We start from the raw sequence: 18,210 nt of genomic DNA on the forward strand, positions 1-18,210 counted from the left end.
AACTATTTGAACGCAATCATAAAATCCGTCAGGCTGCTCTCCGGAGGAAGGCCCAGCTTCTTGCGCAGACGATAGCGGGCAGCATCGACACCTCTCACGGAGATGTTCATCAGCTTCGCAATCTCCTTTGTCGGCAGATTGAGCCGGAGCAATGCGCACAAACGCAAATCGCCGGAAGTCAGGTCAGGGAACTTCTCTTTCAGGTTTCGGAAGAAGTTCTCGTGGATGCGGTCAAAATTGGACTGGAACATGTTCCAGTTCTCTTCATCCGAAACCATATTCTGGTTGATCATTGAAAGCAGCTTATCCAGGTTCTTGCGCGTATACTGCCCCGAGAGTTTCTGCTGTTGCAACTCCTCTTTGAGTGAATTCAGAAATTCCTGATGCGCAATATTGGTCATCACTACCCCCGAAAGCTCTTTGCTTTTGAAACGGAGGTCGGCCTCGAGTTGCTCTTTCTCCAGTTCCATGATCTTCTTCTCCTGCTGCTCTATCTCCGCTTCGTGACGGGCACGTTGCCGCTCAATGACGGCATCTTTTTTCTTCTTGGTGTATACGTAGACTCCATAGAGCAGCCCCAGCAGCAAGGCTATCCCGGAAAGCGCATAGACAGCGACAGCCGGATACGAAAGATACCAGGGCCTCAAAATGCGGAATGGAAGGTCGACAGAGGAAATCACTCCGTTCTCGTCGTATACCTCGGCACGGAAACAATAAGAGCCGAACGGAAGACGGGTAAATTCTTTCTGCAAGTCCGGAAGGCCTTCGGTCCACTTACCGGAGGCGGACAGCCCTTCAAGCCGGTAGCGCACGTTCAGCGCAAAATCGTTGTAGACAGGATAGGCCAGGGAAATGCTGATATTATTGAAAGCTGAAGCTATCTCGTCGGTACCGGAAACGGGCAGTTGTATCCGCTCTCCCGTCTGCTCGTCGGATGCCGAAAAACCCGAAACCCACAAAGACGGCTTCTGACGTGACTTGTACAAACCGGTGCTGTCGGCAGCAATGCGGGCAAAAGAGTTGTTCAGGCAGAGGTAGGAGCAGTCGTTCCGCCTGTCGTATACCATCCGTGCCAGTCCTTCGATGGGAAGGTTGCCGAACATAGAGAAAGGTATTCTCCTCTCAACTTTAAAGTCGCTCACGGTACATCTCACCAGATAGGCTTCGCGGTCACTGAGAAACCAGTAGAGATCTCCCTTCATGACGTCGACGGTATGAATGCCCCTGAGCGTTGCCAACTGTTCGTTCATCGCTTTGTAGGGGATGATGGAATCCGCCATGTCATCGTAAGTGTAGAAGTTCCGCCCATCCGAGAAAGCGACACGCCCGTTCACCTTGAACAAACAGCAGTTTCCACCCTGATTGCCGGACAAGGAATCATACTGTTTCAGGTCCGTCACCTGCTTCAGCTCTTCATCGAGACGTAGCCGGTAGAGCCCCTTTCGCATGTGTTGCACCCAGATATTCCCATGAGCGTCCACTTCGATATTCTTCGCCATGTGACTGAAGTTGCCCACCGAGTTAGCGAAGTACCATTCGCCGGCAGCACTCTTCTTGTAAATATTCAAAAAGGTATAGGTGCCCTGTATCAGGAGTTGCTCGCCGTTGATCTGCGCCTGCCGCATACACATAGCCCCCCGCACATCGGAAAGAAGCCGGGCTTGCATGCCTTTAATCTGGAAAGTACCTTTATTATGACCGCAAAGCACCTGGCCGCCCCACTCTCCAATGGTCCATGCCTGCTCTTCAAGGCCCGGAACCAACTCCAGACGGGTATCTTCAAGCCGGTACAGTCCTTGATTGGATGCGATGTAAGCGTCCTTATCGCGTACCAGCACATCATAAACCATCCCGACTTTGCGGCGAACCGGCTCGAAATGGTAAATCAGCGAATTATTGCGGACATAGGCAATACCATTGTCAAGGGCTGTCCAGATATTATTGTCCATATCACAATACAGGCCCAGAACGGTATTATTCTCCAACTGGTTATCAGCATTCTCCTTCCAAAGCAAGTGTCCCTCTTTGCTGAAAGCATACAGCCCGTTGGAGATAGTGCCTATCACGTAACAAGAGTCTTTTGTCATTACCGCGCGATTAACAGTATGGCGCTTCAGTTCTTCATCACTATCCGTGTGCCAGGGGCGGATGCCGGAAGAAGTATGGATATATCCTCCGCTATTGCGGGTCAGCAACAACATTCCGCCGGGATAAGGCAACCCTGCCAGAACATCGCTATCACCCAACTCCTGACGAGAAATCAGGGGAATAAACTTATCGCCTGCAAAAGTACAGACGCCTCCATTGATCAGTTGGGAATACAGCGTGTCCCCGATCCGGAAAAGGTTCAGGGGAAGTTCAGGGCAACGGACTCCCTTCGTCCCCTTACCGTCGTATATAAAATAGGATCCGAATGACTGGAAGATTATATTTCCTCCCTGCTCTACAATGGTCCATATCTCGTCATTATGGAAATCGAATCCTTTTACCTGCTCTTTCAGAGAATGATACTCCAGCAAGTTCAGGTCGTTCTGTTCAAAATAACCGAACTCTTCGAACGATCCGACATAGATCCGCCTGTCGGAAGCCACATAGACCGCACGCACAATACCCGAAGTCGGCAGTGGAAACAGCTTCCATCGGCTTCCGTCATACCGGAGCAGTCCACTGTTGTTGCCAAAGTACATCACCCCGCATTCATCTTGGGCAACCGCCCAGTTTTCATTTCCGGCATTATAGTCAAGAACAGAATAGTTGCGGACAATGGGTGAGAAAGGGACAGGACTCCCCAGGCAAGAAAAAGAAAAGGTACAGGCAAAAACTAGGAACAATAACAGATTCTTCATCAGTCAGTCGTCTTTAGAAAAATTCTTTGTGCGGAAAAAGCAGAGCTACCCAATCGAACGTTGATAGTTTGTTTTCACCACAGATAACCCGGATGCACAGAATGTATGCTTCCTAAAGGAACTTCTGCGAAAATCGGAGTTATCCGTGGTGTTCTGATCCGGCCGGCCGGATATTTATTTCTTTACCGGAGCACTCAAGGTCTCTTTATATTTCACCGGATCGGCCAATATCTTAAGAGCAGCTTGTAGCCCGTCGTCATCTTTTAATTGCTGGATGATGCCGCCACGTGTGTAGTAGTAACGCTTAATGATTTCATCGGCGATCATCGACCTGATATCTTTAGAGAAATAGTCGAGGTCACGGTCCAGGTTATGAGTCAGCTTCTTCTCCAATGCCTTAATTTCTTCCGAAGCCTCATCCAGATAACCTTCGAACTTGGCAGCCTCTTTTAGCGTCTTCATAATCTTCTCACTTTGCTGATCGTACTTGAAATCAGCTTTCTTCACCATCGCTTTAAAGTCGTTATAGTCGGCATCGGTCACCTTGAACTCCTGTGGAGAAGGAATACTCGGATGCTTCAGGCAATACTGCGTCGCATAGTCGAAAATCAGGTTATCACGTACCAGATAGAAAAGAATATTAGGCAATTTCTCCTGCTTGACTTCGATGTCCGGCATCACTCCTCCCCCATCACGAACTTCACGACCGGCTGCCGTATGGAACACGGTAGTCAGACTATCGGGGATAGTACCTACACTGCCATCTTCATTGCGGTGTTTATAGTCGATGGCCTGCACACAGCGTCCGCTGGGAATGTAATACTTAGAAGTAGTAAGCTTCATTACTCCTCCATAAGGCAATGGGCGAGTGGTCTGCACCAGTCCTTTTCCAAACGTACGGCTACCTACAATCACAGCACGGTCGAAATCCTGGAAAGCTCCGGAAAGGATTTCGGAAGCGGAAGCCGTAGCACCGTTCACCAGTACAGTAATCGGGATATCGAGATCCAGCGGTTCACGTAATGTCTTATAAGTATTGCTGGCCTGTTTGGTCTTTCCCTTCGTCGTTACAATCACTTTACCACGAGGCAAGAAAAAATTAGCAATCTCTACCGCTTCTTCCAAGCGTCCGCCACCGTTACCACGCAGGTCAATCACCAATGAAGTGATACCTTCTTTCTTCAGTTTCAGAAAGGTCTTCTTAAAATCTTTCGAAGGAGTGCCGGAAAAAGTACTCAGATTGATGTAACCTACATTCTTATTAAAAATGGTATCATAAGGAATCATCGGAGTCTGGATGGTTTGACGCACAATATCAAATTCCAATGGCCGTGTTCCTCCTTTTTCGTCCGGACGCTCCACTTTCAGCTTGAAACTGGTACCTACTGCTCCCCGGAGCATCTGGCTGACTTCCTGGTTATTTTTCCCCGCCAAATCTTTTCCGTCAATCTCCATCAGTATATCACCGGCCTTCAATCCGACCTTAGCTGCAGGAGTTCCCTCAAACGGTTCGGCTATCATCGAACGTTTCAGCTTTTGATTGTACGTGATCAAAGATCCGATACCTCCGAACGAGGCATTCAACATTTGCTGCAGTTCGGCCTGATCGTCCTCCGGATAGTATTCCGTATAGGGATCAAGCGAAGACAACATATAGTCGATCCCTTCACGGACCGTCTTATTCGGATCAAGCGTATCTACGTAAAACATATCGAGTTCTTTGACGATAGAATTAAAGGTATCCAGATTTTTAGCAATCTGGAAGTTACGGTCGTCACCGCTCTTGAAACTAAAGAATGCTACAGCAACCAACACTGCTGCCAACAGGACACCATTTCGTCTATTCAGAAACTTTTTCATACACTTTTCGTTAAAATGAGACGTAAAAGTAACTCATTGCCTGCTTACTCTGACAGAACTTCGTTAATATTTAACTTTATTTCATCCCAACGCTCACCGGGAATCGTGGTTCCAACTATCTGTATAACATTTCCGGAGAGAATTGAACCAATCTTAGCACACTTCTCCAAAGAATATCCGCAAGTCAGTCCGTACAGAAATCCGGATGCGAAATAGTCGCCTGCTCCTGTTGTATCAATCACTTTTTTCACCGGAATAGCTTCTACCTTAATTTCTTCAGTACCCTTACGAATATAAGAACCATTGCCGCCTACCTTTACAATGGCAATACTGCATTTCTTACTGATCAACTCAAGAGCTTCTTTCGGATCTTCTTTGCCCGTAAACGCTTTCGCTTCTTCTTCATTGGCAAAAACAATATCTACATATTTATTTATTAATAAGGTGAAGAATTCAAGATCACCCGCTACGATATTATAACTGGCCATATCCAGACAAACCTGCAATCCGGCCTCTTTTGCCAACTCGATGGCATGAAGAATCATATCATGATCCTGTACCAGATACCCCTCGATAAGCAGATATGCATACCCTTTGAACATATCCAGCGTTAAATCTTCGGCTTTCAGCGTAGAGGCAGCACCGAGATAAGTACCGAAAGTACGTTCTCCGTCCGGAGAAATAAAAGTAGAAGCAACTCCCGATGGCAGATCAGACACTAATAATTTATCTTCGATGCCATTTCTTTGCAGATTTGCCCGAAAAAAGTTTCCGTAAGCGTCATTTCCGATTTTTCCGATAAAACCGGTCCCGGCACCCAAACAAGCGAGTCCGAGGATCGTATTTGCAGCCGCTCCACCGGTTGCCAAGTGGGTTTTCATTCGGCTAAATCGTTCGTTAATCTGCTGTAACTTAGCATCATCAATAAGTTGCATGCTTCCCTTGGGTAATCCCATTTCATCAAGGAGTGTATCATCTTTCAGGGTTGCAAGTACGTCTACCAGGGCGTTGCCCAATCCAATTATTTTATCCATTTCACTAATTTTTTTTGCAAAGATATTGCATATTTCAAAATATCCTATTACTTTTGCATCGCAATTGAGAAAAACAAAACATTCTTCCTTAGCTCAGTCGGTTAGAGCATCTGACTGTTAATCAGAGGGTCCTTGGTTCAAGTCCAAGAGGAAGAGCAGATATTCAAATTCTCAGTTATTTAAATTCTTCCTTAGCTCAGTCGGTTAGAGCATCTGACTGTTAATCAGAGGGTCCTTGGTTCAAGTCCAAGAGGAAGAGCAAAAAAGGTTCGTCAACAAGACGAACCTTTTTTTGTTTATACACCCTAGAAAAATAGAGAAAGAGAATGTTGCCTCTGCTGCACAACACTCTCTTTCCTGCTGATAAAAAAGAACCTACTCAAACCTTATCTCTGAAACACCTATTGATTTTCCTTTCTGAGGTTCTATAAGAATACGAACGGATTCCACTTCAAGACTACCGGATGGATGTACTACGTTGAACCGATCGGTACCCATCTGATAAGAGTCCGTCACATAGAGTTCAAGGGGAGTCCAACCGGCATCCGACTTATATTCCACCGACCAACCGGACGGAACAGTTATTTTGTCTTGATCATCCAGCCAATACACGGAAAGTGAATTTAGTAGGAATGGCTCTCTAAAGTCTACCTGCACCCATTGTTTACCCGATCCCTCAGACAGCCACTGTTCTGTAAGCTTGTCTGCAGAAGATTCAGACACTTTTCCATCACAAAGTGCACGCACGGAGATATTCTTCCCTCCGGCAACAGATGAAGCATTCACTCCTTTTACATTACGCAGATAAGCCATGGTCTGCTGACCGATACTGGCTGTAGAAGCCTCTTCGTTTAGCCAAACCAGCATTGTACGGTTATCTCCCCGATTACACCAAGCATAATAAGGAATCATCGTAATCTCTCGTGAAGTGATTCCTCCGACCTTCTTTTCCATTCCGGGCAAAGTGATCCTCTCCAATCCTTGCAGCACGCCGGAAGAGATGTTTGCTACCTTAGCCTGTGCTTCGTTCGTATCCCCCAGATAGAGCCGCTGAACAGGTCCCGCATTATCTACCTCTTCCGCACAATAGACCAGTGGTCCGCGAGTTACAGCAGTTTTACCTATATTTTCACTGACTTCGGGAATACAATCAACAAAACGTACGGGCATCGGTATGTTAAGTTCAACTACGTCACCGGGCTTCCAGTCACGTTTGATAACGGCAAATCCTTTCTCCATCTTGAAGTCGGTTTTCTGCCCGTTGACACTCAATTCTACTTCCGCCTGCTTGGGCTGCTTGTAGGGATAAAGTCCTCCCGGCACAAATTCGTCGGATCGTGCCCACGTAGGAATACGCATACAAACCGAGAATTTGCTTCCCTTTTCAGGTTGTACCGTCAAGCGTACTTTCCCATCAAACGGATAAGCAGAAGTTTGCTCCAGTTTCACACGGGTTCCTTCCAGAGGAATAGTTGTCTGACTGCCACCATAAAGGGTCAGGTAAACTCTGTCTTTACTGTAAGCATACATATAACCCGGCACTTGCAGAATCAAACGAGAAATATTAGGAGGACAGCAGGCGCACCCGAACCATTTGGCACGTCCGCCATTCCCATGATTAAAACGTCTCACTCCATCTGCTTCAAGAGGATTGACATAGAAGAAACGATCACCATGCAGATTGATCCCTGCCAACGAATTGTTGAAAAGTGAAAGTTCCGCTATATCGAGAAACTTAGCATCGCCACTATCCAGATACATGCCATAATTAAAGAAGACATTTGCTACTGCCGCACAAGTTTCATTATAGGCTGTTAAGTTAGGAAGTTCGTAGGGAGCTCCAAAACCTTCCATTCCTTCTACAGCCCCGAGTCCACCTGTAATATGCATGCGGGTCGTCACCAGATTTGTCCAAATGGAATTGAGAGCCTTGGTATAATCGTTCAATCCGGTCAAGGCATCCACCTGCGCCATAGCCGTGTACAAATAAGCCGCACGAACCGCATGTCCCACAGCTTCCGTCTGCTCCTTCACCGGTGCGTGTTGCTGTGCATAAGTGGGTGCCATCACTCCTTCACCCTCAGGACGATAGGTCACTCCCCTGATCTCCAGAAACTTCTTCGCCATATCGAGGTATAGCGGATCATTAGTCACCCGGTATAGTTTACAAAGTGCCAGTTCAATCTCTTCATGTCCCGGAGCCTGGTTAATAGGTTTACCCCCATTATAATTCGGATCACCTCCTTCAAAGAACACTTTATTCACATGCTTGGCACTTTTGATAGCAACGTTCAGTAGTTTATCTTTACCTGTAGCTTGATAGTAAGCTACTGCGGCTTCGTACAGATGCCCCACATTATAAAGCTCGTGACTATGAACCACCCATGAGTAAGGCTTCTCACCCATCTCACGAGGATCGGGATTACCACAAATATGTGAAATATATAAATATCCGTCGTCTTTCTGCGAAGCAGCGATCAGGTCTGCCACTCGATCCATAAACTCTTCCAACTCCTTATTTGGTTGAATCATCAATGAATAAGACACCCCTTCCATCACCTTATAAAGATCAGAGCTTATAAAACGATGAGTTTCAGGAAGAGCGGTAGAGTCTCCTGCCAAGAAAGCGGCACAACGCCGGAAACGCTCTACTGCCGGGGCACTTTGTTCGACAGAGAACGGTACTGTTACATTGATTTCCGTCTGCATCCTATTCTTCCAAAACCCATCGGTCAAAGTTACCTGATTAAAAGGAACGGGTGTTATTGTCTGCGGCTCCTCCTCCGAGCAAGCTGTCGCAAGGATAAGCAGAAATAGCCCTGTTAGTACATTTTTCATTCTAATTTGTTTTTAAAAGTTTCACTTGGGTATGTTTGTCCGTAACGGGTACCTCTATATAATAAGGATGATGTGCATTACCCGCCTCAATATTGAATGTCGTTATCATTTTGTGATCGGTCATGACAGTATATTTACCTTCAGGCATTCCCTCAGCCCGGATAGTTGTGTTATGAGGTTTATCAGAACGGTTTTCTATGCAGAAACTCAGTTCTTCCGTCCCTCTCAGAGTGATCGGGTAATCTTTCCGGAATCCGTCTTGCATCAACTCGACCGAAAAACGGACAGGAGTCATGATACGGACCTGACGACGTACTCCGTCAAAAGGAATGATACTCACTGTTCCATCTTTATCCATTCGGACATTTCCTCCATAACCGATTAATCCGAAATCAGGATCATCGAGCAGATAAACTCCTGAACCGTGAATACCTCCGGTAAGCCCATGGTCTATCTCACCATCAAACCGCCAGGGAGCACGCCCCACTTTGATATAATTCATATAGGTACGTGAGTTCTGATAGGGTGAAAAAGCCCAGCCTACAGCACCGTCATTTTGTTCTCCCCGATACCAATAGCCAAAATCTGTCTTTTTAGTCCCGGTATTCATCAGTGCCCACGAAGCCAACAAAGAATTATATCCATAATTAATATACCTATCCGGCCGGTCCGAAAACCGGTAAGCATAATCGAGTAATGCCACTCCGCCCATTTGGGTCATATAATCCAGATTTACATATTGTCCACTCCATGCTGTACCCAGATTAGCATAACCTGGTTCAAACAACCCTCTCAACGCCAGGTTTCCATCCAACTGACTCTGCATGAAACGATCAATCATCGAAATGTCAAACGAAGTATACGAGTACCATTTTTTCCGATTCTTATCATACCAGAATTGTTCTTCGGGCTTAATGGGATTTAACTTTGCATACTCTGCCACATAATAGGAGGACTCAAAAGCTGTACGGTCAACAAACATCTCGGATCCAAAAGGCCAGGGATCTTCGTAAACCATATAAGTTACCTTCTTCTCCCATTCACGACGCAACTTGGCTGCATCTTTTAATCTACCTTTCTGTTGCAGGGCATTGATAATATCCAGCAGATATCGCTCATGAAAATTACCTTGTTTATAGGCCCAGTCCGTCCAACCATGAAAAGCCCATTGTTTACCCATCAAAATATTATAGGGTACTTCAAAATAAGCCATCGCTGTCCGATAAGCACGTTCCAGATAGCCATCAGCATCCAGATAAGATACCATTTCAGGATTATCCTCTGCTATCCGGTAGAGATTATAATAGATGGCAAAATGAGTGGTATAATCAAAAGTTCGCCACATACGCCCCTTACCGGAACCCCCGTCTTCATATCCGCCATATTTCCCGCTGCGGTTCTGATACCAGTTTTCACTGCCGTAAATGCCATATGGATAGGGATATTCCTCATCCGTGCGTTGCAGCTTGCCCCACACAAAATTTTCTTCATAATACTCCAAAGAAGCAATTTCTTCTTTATTAGGATAAATGACATTCTTCTCACTCACATAGACTGGTTTACTATTGGACGGATCATCAGATCCGCCTACCATAAACTCCTCCCGCAAATCGCCCAAGTGGTCAGGTGAAAGTAACTCGGATTTCTCCATATCCCAAAGACTATAAAGTCCATTATACCATTTGGAAGAATCACGATGTTGTTGTTTGTCCACAATGAAACGCGCCCGTTTTTTTATCAGGGTTTCCAAAGGCTCGGTCACAAAGAAATCGAGAAAGCATATCAAATCATCTCCATAATGAACCGTAATCAGGTTTTCTCCCAAATGGGAGAAACGGAACTTATAGATATATTTATCTCCTTCCTTTTGTCCAAGACTGGTTATCTGTATCTCCTCTGGATATTCTGCCACTAATTCAACAACAGGCAGTTTCGATTGCAAGGCACAATAGACCTCAAACTCAGGAGTGACTACCATACCGGGAGCAACTTTCACAACCACTCCGTGTTTATCATAAATCTTCGTTTTTACCTCTTCATGATTTCCAGTGAGTGTGAAGTTGAAACCTGTCATGTAATGCTCGTAAGGCTGTACGTTTTTTGAGGTAGACGGTAATCTCCAGCTATCATTGGTACGATCTACAGCATTCATTGAATGCAGATAGTACTTGCCATCTTGTGTAGCATATTCTATCGCAGTTCCCTTATGCATAGTCATCAGCAGAATATCACCTTGCCCTGTCAGCGGAGTCCAATAAAAGAAAGAGGCATTTCCATTCAGAGAGAAATGACGGTTCAGGTTCTGATGTGCCTGAATAGACTCATCCAAAGCGCCCACAGGCAGAGCGAACCACATATCCGTCACCTTCACCGGATGATGACTGCGATTAAAAAAATCAATCTCCCAGTCTACTTCTTCTCCTTTAATAGTAAAAGTTTGGTAAAGACGCACATCCGAAGGAAGCTGCCAGAATATCTGTATCTTATCCGGAGTATTCGACAAGACCAGAGGAGTAATATCAGCCAAAGAAACGGCATAACTCTTCCCTCTTACTTCATAAGTCAGACTCAAATCGCCCAGATATTTCCCGTGGTCTACATAATTCCGAACATTGCCCGCACCTTGAAAAACGAGCGAACTCACACCTCTCTCATCCGGACTGACTTCCATCTGTGGTATTACGGCCTGGATAGAAGAAATATTCAGATAAAAAAAGAGTAGAGATAAAATACAATACTTAAGTTTCATAGGCACTATTCTTTATATTAATAAAGTAATCTACAGTAGTTGAGTATTGCTGCCTTCCACAGGTCCTAAAAGGATTGTGCAAAACCCCTTATTAATGGATACCGCGACCGGGCAGACACTCAACTACTGATTTACATTCTACCGAAGGATACTACGGTTTTACCGAAACCTTCACACTGCTAAGTGCTCTCTTATGACTATAGTCATCCAAAGAATTACTTCTTTCCTCGCTATAATCTATTCCTTTATAATCTTTATCACCTACATTGGTAGCAACAGCAGTAATTGTAAAGTCACCGGCTCCGGTGTAAATATACTTATAAGTTTTCTGAATTCCTCCGGTAGTATATACAGAACCTAATGAAACACCGGTATTCCACGGTTCATATTCATCAGTTCCCATCTCTATAAAAGAGAGATAAACATCTCCCTGAAAACCTTTGTACTTTGTATAGTCGGCTTCATGTACCGGAAGACCGGTAGCAGGATCGAGTTCACATTCATACGATTCCAATACTCCGTCTCCGTCCAAATCATATTTATAAGGCGAATCATCAGCTGCCACAAAAGTCGAACGACCATTCACGTACATATCCACTTGACGAAGAATGATTTTTTCTCCATGATCCAAAAAAGGCTGCAAGTAAGTATCCCGGTTGTACATATCACCCAGTTTATAAAATCCTTCCGTAGGACGGCGGGATAATGGATCGTTAGTCTGGAACGCTCCATACGAACGCTCATCTTGGAACGTATAATATTTGTATCCTGCACTATATCCCTGAAAGTCTTCCAACTGTTCGGTATGTAAACCAAAATAAGCAGCTACCCATGCATCATTAGAGTATTTACGTATTGCACGATCAGCATCACACGCTACAAAGCGACTCTCGATAATTGTATTACCCGGTTGATTGGCAAGTCCTCCAAAGATATGAATATTCGGCTTCATCCGGATGCCCGAAGGAATCCGCCGATCTGTCACCGTAAACTTCAATTGATTCGTCCCTATATAGCTCATTTCCATCAGTGCCTCCGGAAAGTCTCCTTTTTTGTAGGGCACTAACTGGATATTATCAATCGCTCCGAAAAACTCAAAATCCTTTTTTACGTCTTCTATACTCTGATAGTCCTTAAAATATTTATAAAACAAGGTCTTCTCCCCATTCTTTGCATAAGAGACCCGATAACATTCTTCATAAAAGCTATCCCAATCATGTTCCATAATAGCTTTAATACGCGAACGCTCAAAGTTTTTTCCTTCATCACCCGTAAAAAGTGTCAGGTACTGAGCATCGGTATTGATCGTTACCGTCACCTCTTCGCCGACTTTCGGATTTTCGGGGGACACAGAGATACTGACAGACGGTGTTTCTACATCTGCACCAAATTTCTCACAAGAAACCAGTGAAGTAGCTGCCACAGCAAGCAGCCCTATAATCAGTTTATTTGTTTTCATATCCATTCGTTTTTAACATTAAAAATATCCCGGATTTTGTTTCATTTCTGGGAAGAACGATAACTCGGTAAACGGTATCGGCATCAGCACACGGTACACTTTCTCTTCATTAAAAAGATGCCAAAGGTATTCCCCACGCGCCGGATCACCAAACGGATCAAAGAATTGTAGAGGATCGCGATAACGGCAGATATCAGCCAGGTCAACCATTGAAACATCAGGAAAGCGTGCTACATCGAGCCATCCGCAATCATCCTCGGCTGCCAATTCGCGTAAACGTTCATACATCAACTCTTTCAGTGCATTAGCCGGACTGATATTAGTCGGAATCATCATAACCGAACCCGGTTGATAAGTATAAGGAGCATCTCCCTGAGAAACAAACATATCTTTAATAGATCCTTGATGGCAAGCACGATCACGGATAATATTCATCGTTTTCACTCCTTCCGAAACATGGCCCTGCATGATTTGTGCCTCCGCTTTCAGCAAGTAAATCTCTGCCAAACGTAAAACAGGATAGTCCACTCCACCATAATTAATATCAAAGGTTGAACTCAACTCACTCGGATTCAGGTTACGGAATTTACCTAATTGCCACCAATTACAGTTCCACAAGTTAGGCTTGTTCTGCCCATTCGTTTCATTCTTCCACCACGCCCGTTCATGACTTTCAAGAGCTACATCCATTACTTTGAGCTGTTCTTCGGTGTAATCGTTCACCTTACCCGGCTCAATATAAAACTCGGGGCCTAATTCACGTCCGGCAGGTTCAAACACCCACAACCCGATAGGAGCTCCACCACTGTTAGGACCGGTTACCCAGCCTTTCACCGAACTCCACATACGACGGGTAATATCTCCAGTTATGGTGTACTTTCCGGTACGATCATAGAGATTCTGCAAGTCATAAGGAGTCGTTCCGGGCTTCGGACTTTCGGCATTGAAACGATCTACCTGGCCATAGTCCATACACACGTCCTTGAAACTGTAATTATGTTCCCACATCGGTATATCATACAGCAACGTCAGCCACGAAGTAAGATTTCTTCCACCGGTTGCTCCGTATTTACCTTCACCGGCAAAACCCATAGGTATCTTGTTTCCTGTACCGACTCCTTCTTCTGCCAATACACTGAACATAATCTCGTTATTTCGTTTGGTAAATACAGCAGGGAAATATTCTTCCAACTTATAAGTTCCGTACACACCGGCAATGATATCGTCACACAACTTCACTGCATCAGCATATAACGTTGTCTTATCTACATCATCAGCTGTTGTTTCATTAATCTTGTTTCCATACATTTCTGCACGGCGGATATAAGAAGCGTGGAATATTTTCATTTTTGCCAACATACCGGCTACGGCACCTTTCGTAACACGACCATAAGCAATGCCCGAACGGTTATCCAAACACTTGTCCAATGCATAGGCCATCTCGTCATAGAGGAACTTGAACATCTCCTGGCGGGTTGCTCGCGGCACATAATCCGGCTTCGGTCCGGTAGGCTCTATAATCAGAGGTACACCGCCATAATAACGATACAATGTAAAGTAAGCATAAGCCCGGAGGAAACGAACTTCTCCCATCAGCATTTCAGTAGCTGATCCGGTGATCGTAGCTTTATCCAATGCAGAATGTCCTGCATTCTCATCAATCACCTCTTTATTGGTTTCCAGCCTCTCAAGTATCAGATTTGCCTGTGCAATATACGCATAATGCTTTGACCACAAATTCAGTACGCTACCCGATGTCGAAGTCAGGTCGAACGGACCTTCATTCATCAATGAAGGCATCATAAACCGGTCACTGGTCATAATTCCATCATTGACATGCCCTGCATTAGCATACAATATAGCTACATTACGTAAAGCAGCATCATAGGAAGTATAGAAAGTTTCAGACGGAAGTTCTGTTTTCGGTAACTGGTCGAAATACCCCTCACACGACACTAAGGCGCAAGAGGTTAAAAGGGCTAATAATATTTTTTTCATGGCAGTACCTTATTAGTATTTAAAATTAAGTGAGAATATATGAGACCGGGCATACGGATAAGCCGAGATATCGACTCCCGGAAGAATACGATTATTTACAGAGCTGCCACTACGTACCTCAGGATCATATCCCGAATAGTTCGTTAAACAGAAAACATTGTTAATCGTATATGTCAGAGCCAGGTCCTTAATTTTCCAAGCCTTTAATATATTTTTCGGCATACGGAAAGTTACAGCCAGGTTATTCATCTTCAGGAACGAACCATCTTCCACCATTTCAGAGTTGGAAGCAGCCCACATATACCCGGACCAATCAATTGCACCAGGACCTGTAAAAGTACCGGTAGGATTATTAGCAAACCAAGCATCTTTATAGTATACAGCCGACTTATTACGAATATCGCCATTGTTCATCAGATTGTATACATTACCATTGATTATATCATTTCCGTATGACCAGCTGAAGTCCATAGCCAGTTCAATGAATTTCCAGCGCAAACGGGTGTTCAAGCCACCGATAAATACCGGATTCACATCTCCTATCACGACACGGTCACTCATATCCACTTTCCCGTCTCCATTAGTATCTGCAAAAGATGGGAATCCGTATGGCATCTCTCTTTCAGTAGCATACCACCAAGGAGAATCAGCACTGCCTATACCATTATAGTCAGAATGCCAATTACTGCGAATGCCTTCCATTTGCAGACCATAGAACAGTCCGAGAGGATATCCCTTTTTTATCAGGACATTTTCCGAACCCGAAGCAGAACCCACCGGACGCCCTTCCAACATCTGTGTCTCAGCACCTAGACTCAGTACTTTGGACTGATTGGAACTAAAGTTCACTGTTGCATTCCACGTAAAGTCTTTCTTATCAATCAGCACACCGCCTACACTGATTTCAAATCCACGGTTACGTACCGAACCGATATTCCTGGTTACTTTTCCAAAACCGGAAGTACGTGGCAGATTCTGTTCAAGCAGCATATCACGAGTTGTCTTGGTATAGAGATCCAATGAAATATTCAGCCGGTTATTAAACATATCTAAATCGAGACCGCCGTTAAACTCTTCCGTTACTTCCCAACTGATTTCGGGGTTTGCCATACGGCTGGTGTACAAGGCCGGAATAGCTCCGTCACCAAAAATGGCTTGTCTCTGGCTGGAAGATAAGGTCTGTGCATAAGCATACGGAGCAATCTGATCGTTACCTACCTGACCATAGCTAAAACGTAGTTTCAAGTTATTAACGTTCTTCTCCAACCAAGATACATTCTTAAAAAATTCTTCTTCTGAAACTCTCCAACCCAATGCTCCGGACGGGAAAAATCCCCAACGATTATCAGGGCTGAATTTAGAAGAACCGTCAGCACGCATAGATGCTTTCAATAAATAACGCCCTTTATAAGAGTAGTTAGCCATCAATACCCCCGAAAGCATTGCTATCTTCTCGTAAGATACACCGGGAGATTTCACATGATTACCACTTTTTGCATCATAAATACCTTCCCATCCCAAATCGGTATTAAACTGAGAATATTCCTGATTAAAGGTTTCATACTTGTTGGTATTAGCCTCGTATACGGCATTTACCGAGAGACTATGTACTTTGTTGAACACTTTATTAAATCCGGCCTGGACTACTCCACGCATATTTAATCCACTTTGCGTAGCGTATGTGGCCAATCCGTTGTTATCGTAGCCTCTCTGAATGGTTTTCGGGATAAATTCTTTCACTTCACCTTTGGGTATACGCACACCAATACCTCCTTTTACAAACCAGTTATCATTGATATTGTAAACCAACTCTGCCTGACCGAAGAAAGTATTATTCTTGTTAGAGTAATCAATATCTTTTAATTTTCTATAAGGGTTATCCATCTTACCTGTATAGTAAAGGTTATCATCTATCTCCTGAAAAGTCCATTCTTTAGGAACAAGCGGAGAGAAAGTCTGTATTTCGTTAAAAATATTCCCTTCTGTCCAGAAAGCACCGCTACGAATATTGTGTTCATATGAAAGATTTGTGTTCAAAGTCAATTGCGGAAGCAATTTAATGCCATTATTCGTTTGGAAATAGAATCGTTTAAATCCGGTATTGATGGCAATACCGTCTTCATTCATCAACGAAAAGATTGTAGAGTTCTGTATGCGGTCTGTCCCCCCTCTGTAAGAAACTTCATAATTCTGTTTAGTACCATTCTGCAAACAAAGATCGGGATAGAATTGGAAACGGGAAGGATTGGTATTCCATATCTGATCTTTATATTCCTGATAGAAATCAGCATTTTGCCAGCGTCCGCTCATAATCATATCACGCATATACGCACGCATATAGTCTTCCGCACCCAGCATTGGAATAGAATTTGCCAGTTTACTGATACCGTAAGTAGCCTTCACAGAGATTTCACTCATACCGGCCGATCCTTTCTTCGTAGTAATCAACACAACGCCATTAGCCCCCTGTGCCCCATAAATGGCAGTTGATGATACGTCTTTCAGGATAGAGATACTCTCGATTGCATCAGGAGAGATAGTAGCCAAAGGACTTTCCAGAGGATCGTCCGAAATAGGGAGAGGAAAACCATCTATGACATACAGAGGTGAACTACCTGCCGTAATAGAACTGGCTCCACGAATCTTAATCGTAATTCCACCACCCGGCGCACCATCATTGTTCATTACCTGCACACCGGATATTTTTCCTTTCAAAGCCTGCTCCAGACTTAACGGGTTGGTTTGCATGAACTGATCGGAACTCAAACTGGATACAGATCCGGTCAAGTCCACTTTACGCTGAGTCTGATAACCGGTCACTACCACCTCGTCAATCAATACTCCCGCATCCATCAGTACATCTATCCGATTTTGGCTACCTACAGTTTTTTCAACCGTATTCATACCAATCATTGAGAAAACAAGTACTTGTCCCGGAGATACATTTTTAATCGTATACTCCCCATTCTCATTAGTAATCACCCCATTGTGTGTTCCTTTCACTTGTACAGTGGCACCAATAACAGTTTCATTACTGCCTTTCTCTCTCACCGTACCCGAAATGCTCTTTGTGTTTTGAGCAAATCCACCTGCAGACACCAGCACAAACATGCATATTAAAAAGACGGCTTTTATCCTGCCTTCCGTATCTGCTCTAAGGTTGTTCAGATCTTTTAGATTCATAATATTAGTAATTTAGTCATTAAAAAGGATTCATACATTTTTAGTTTGTTTGTTAAGTCCCGAAGTCGGATCAGGACGAGTCCATTTTGTGTGGTTCCATACTGAGTTGTTGTTTCATGCATATTTTACTGTTTGTTGTTTCAGCAAAAGTAAGCGAAAAGAGAACCGAACCGTAAAACAATAGATTATTCACTGATACGCATATTCATATTTACATTAAATATTTCTATAGTGAATATAAAT

At 44.2% G+C, this 18,210-nt stretch carries 8 protein-coding genes and 2 tRNA genes; 2 read left to right on the forward strand and 8 right to left on the reverse strand.

Features of this window, described 5'->3' with window-relative positions; translation table 11 throughout:
* Positions 1–2: 2 nt before the first annotated feature.
* The 3 genes from BSHG_RS01240 to BSHG_RS01230 all read right to left on the reverse strand — a co-directional run bounded on the left by BSHG_RS01240 (position 3) and on the right by BSHG_RS01230 (position 5,740).
* A complete protein-coding gene (locus BSHG_RS01240; protein ID WP_008661535.1) occupies positions 3–2,846 on the reverse strand; it encodes a hypothetical protein in 2,844 nt (947 codons plus the stop codon).
* Between the two features lie 174 nt (positions 2,847–3,020).
* Positions 3,021–4,706: a S41 family peptidase gene (locus BSHG_RS01235; RefSeq protein ID WP_005791282.1), complete on the reverse strand. Its 1,686-nt coding sequence runs from the start codon at positions 4,704–4,706 to the stop codon at positions 3,021–3,023.
* Between the two features lie 44 nt (positions 4,707–4,750).
* A complete protein-coding gene (locus tag BSHG_RS01230; RefSeq protein WP_005791279.1) occupies positions 4,751–5,740 on the reverse strand; it encodes an adenosine kinase in 990 nt (329 codons plus the stop codon).
* A gap of 82 nt (positions 5,741–5,822) precedes the next feature.
* Here BSHG_RS01230 and BSHG_RS01225 point away from each other — a divergent pair.
* Positions 5,823–5,896, forward strand: a tRNA-Asn gene (locus BSHG_RS01225).
* 29 nt (positions 5,897–5,925) lie between these two features.
* A tRNA-Asn gene (locus BSHG_RS01220) sits at positions 5,926–5,999 on the forward strand.
* Positions 6,000–6,115: 116 nt separating this feature from the next.
* On the opposite strand, the gene BSHG_RS01215 is transcribed toward BSHG_RS01220, so the two are convergent.
* The 5 genes from BSHG_RS01215 to BSHG_RS01195 form a co-directional block, all read right to left on the reverse strand.
* Positions 6,116–8,578, reverse strand: coding sequence for a glycoside hydrolase family 127 protein (locus BSHG_RS01215; RefSeq protein ID WP_008661536.1), 2,463 nt, complete (start codon positions 8,576–8,578; stop codon positions 6,116–6,118).
* Between the two features lies 1 nt (position 8,579).
* The gene (locus BSHG_RS01210) at positions 8,580–11,327 is read right to left on the reverse strand and encodes a DUF5695 domain-containing protein (protein ID WP_008661537.1); all 2,748 of its coding nucleotides are present in this window, start codon (positions 11,325–11,327) and stop codon (positions 8,580–8,582) included.
* 151 nt (positions 11,328–11,478) lie between these two features.
* Positions 11,479–12,786, reverse strand: coding sequence for a hypothetical protein (locus BSHG_RS01205; RefSeq protein ID WP_005791272.1), 1,308 nt, complete (start codon positions 12,784–12,786; stop codon positions 11,479–11,481).
* Between the two features lie 18 nt (positions 12,787–12,804).
* Positions 12,805–14,784 (reverse strand): RagB/SusD family nutrient uptake outer membrane protein, encoded by a 1,980-nt coding sequence (locus tag BSHG_RS01200; RefSeq protein ID WP_005797472.1) that lies wholly within the window; start codon positions 14,782–14,784, stop codon positions 12,805–12,807.
* 12 nt (positions 14,785–14,796) lie between these two features.
* Positions 14,797–17,967 (reverse strand): SusC/RagA family TonB-linked outer membrane protein, encoded by a 3,171-nt coding sequence (locus tag BSHG_RS01195; protein ID WP_008661538.1) that lies wholly within the window; start codon positions 17,965–17,967, stop codon positions 14,797–14,799.
* Positions 17,968–18,210: the final 243 nt, after the last annotated feature.

The organism is Bacteroides sp. 3_2_5 (assembly GCF_000159855.2).
Taxonomy (GTDB): domain Bacteria; phylum Bacteroidota; class Bacteroidia; order Bacteroidales; family Bacteroidaceae; genus Bacteroides; species Bacteroides fragilis.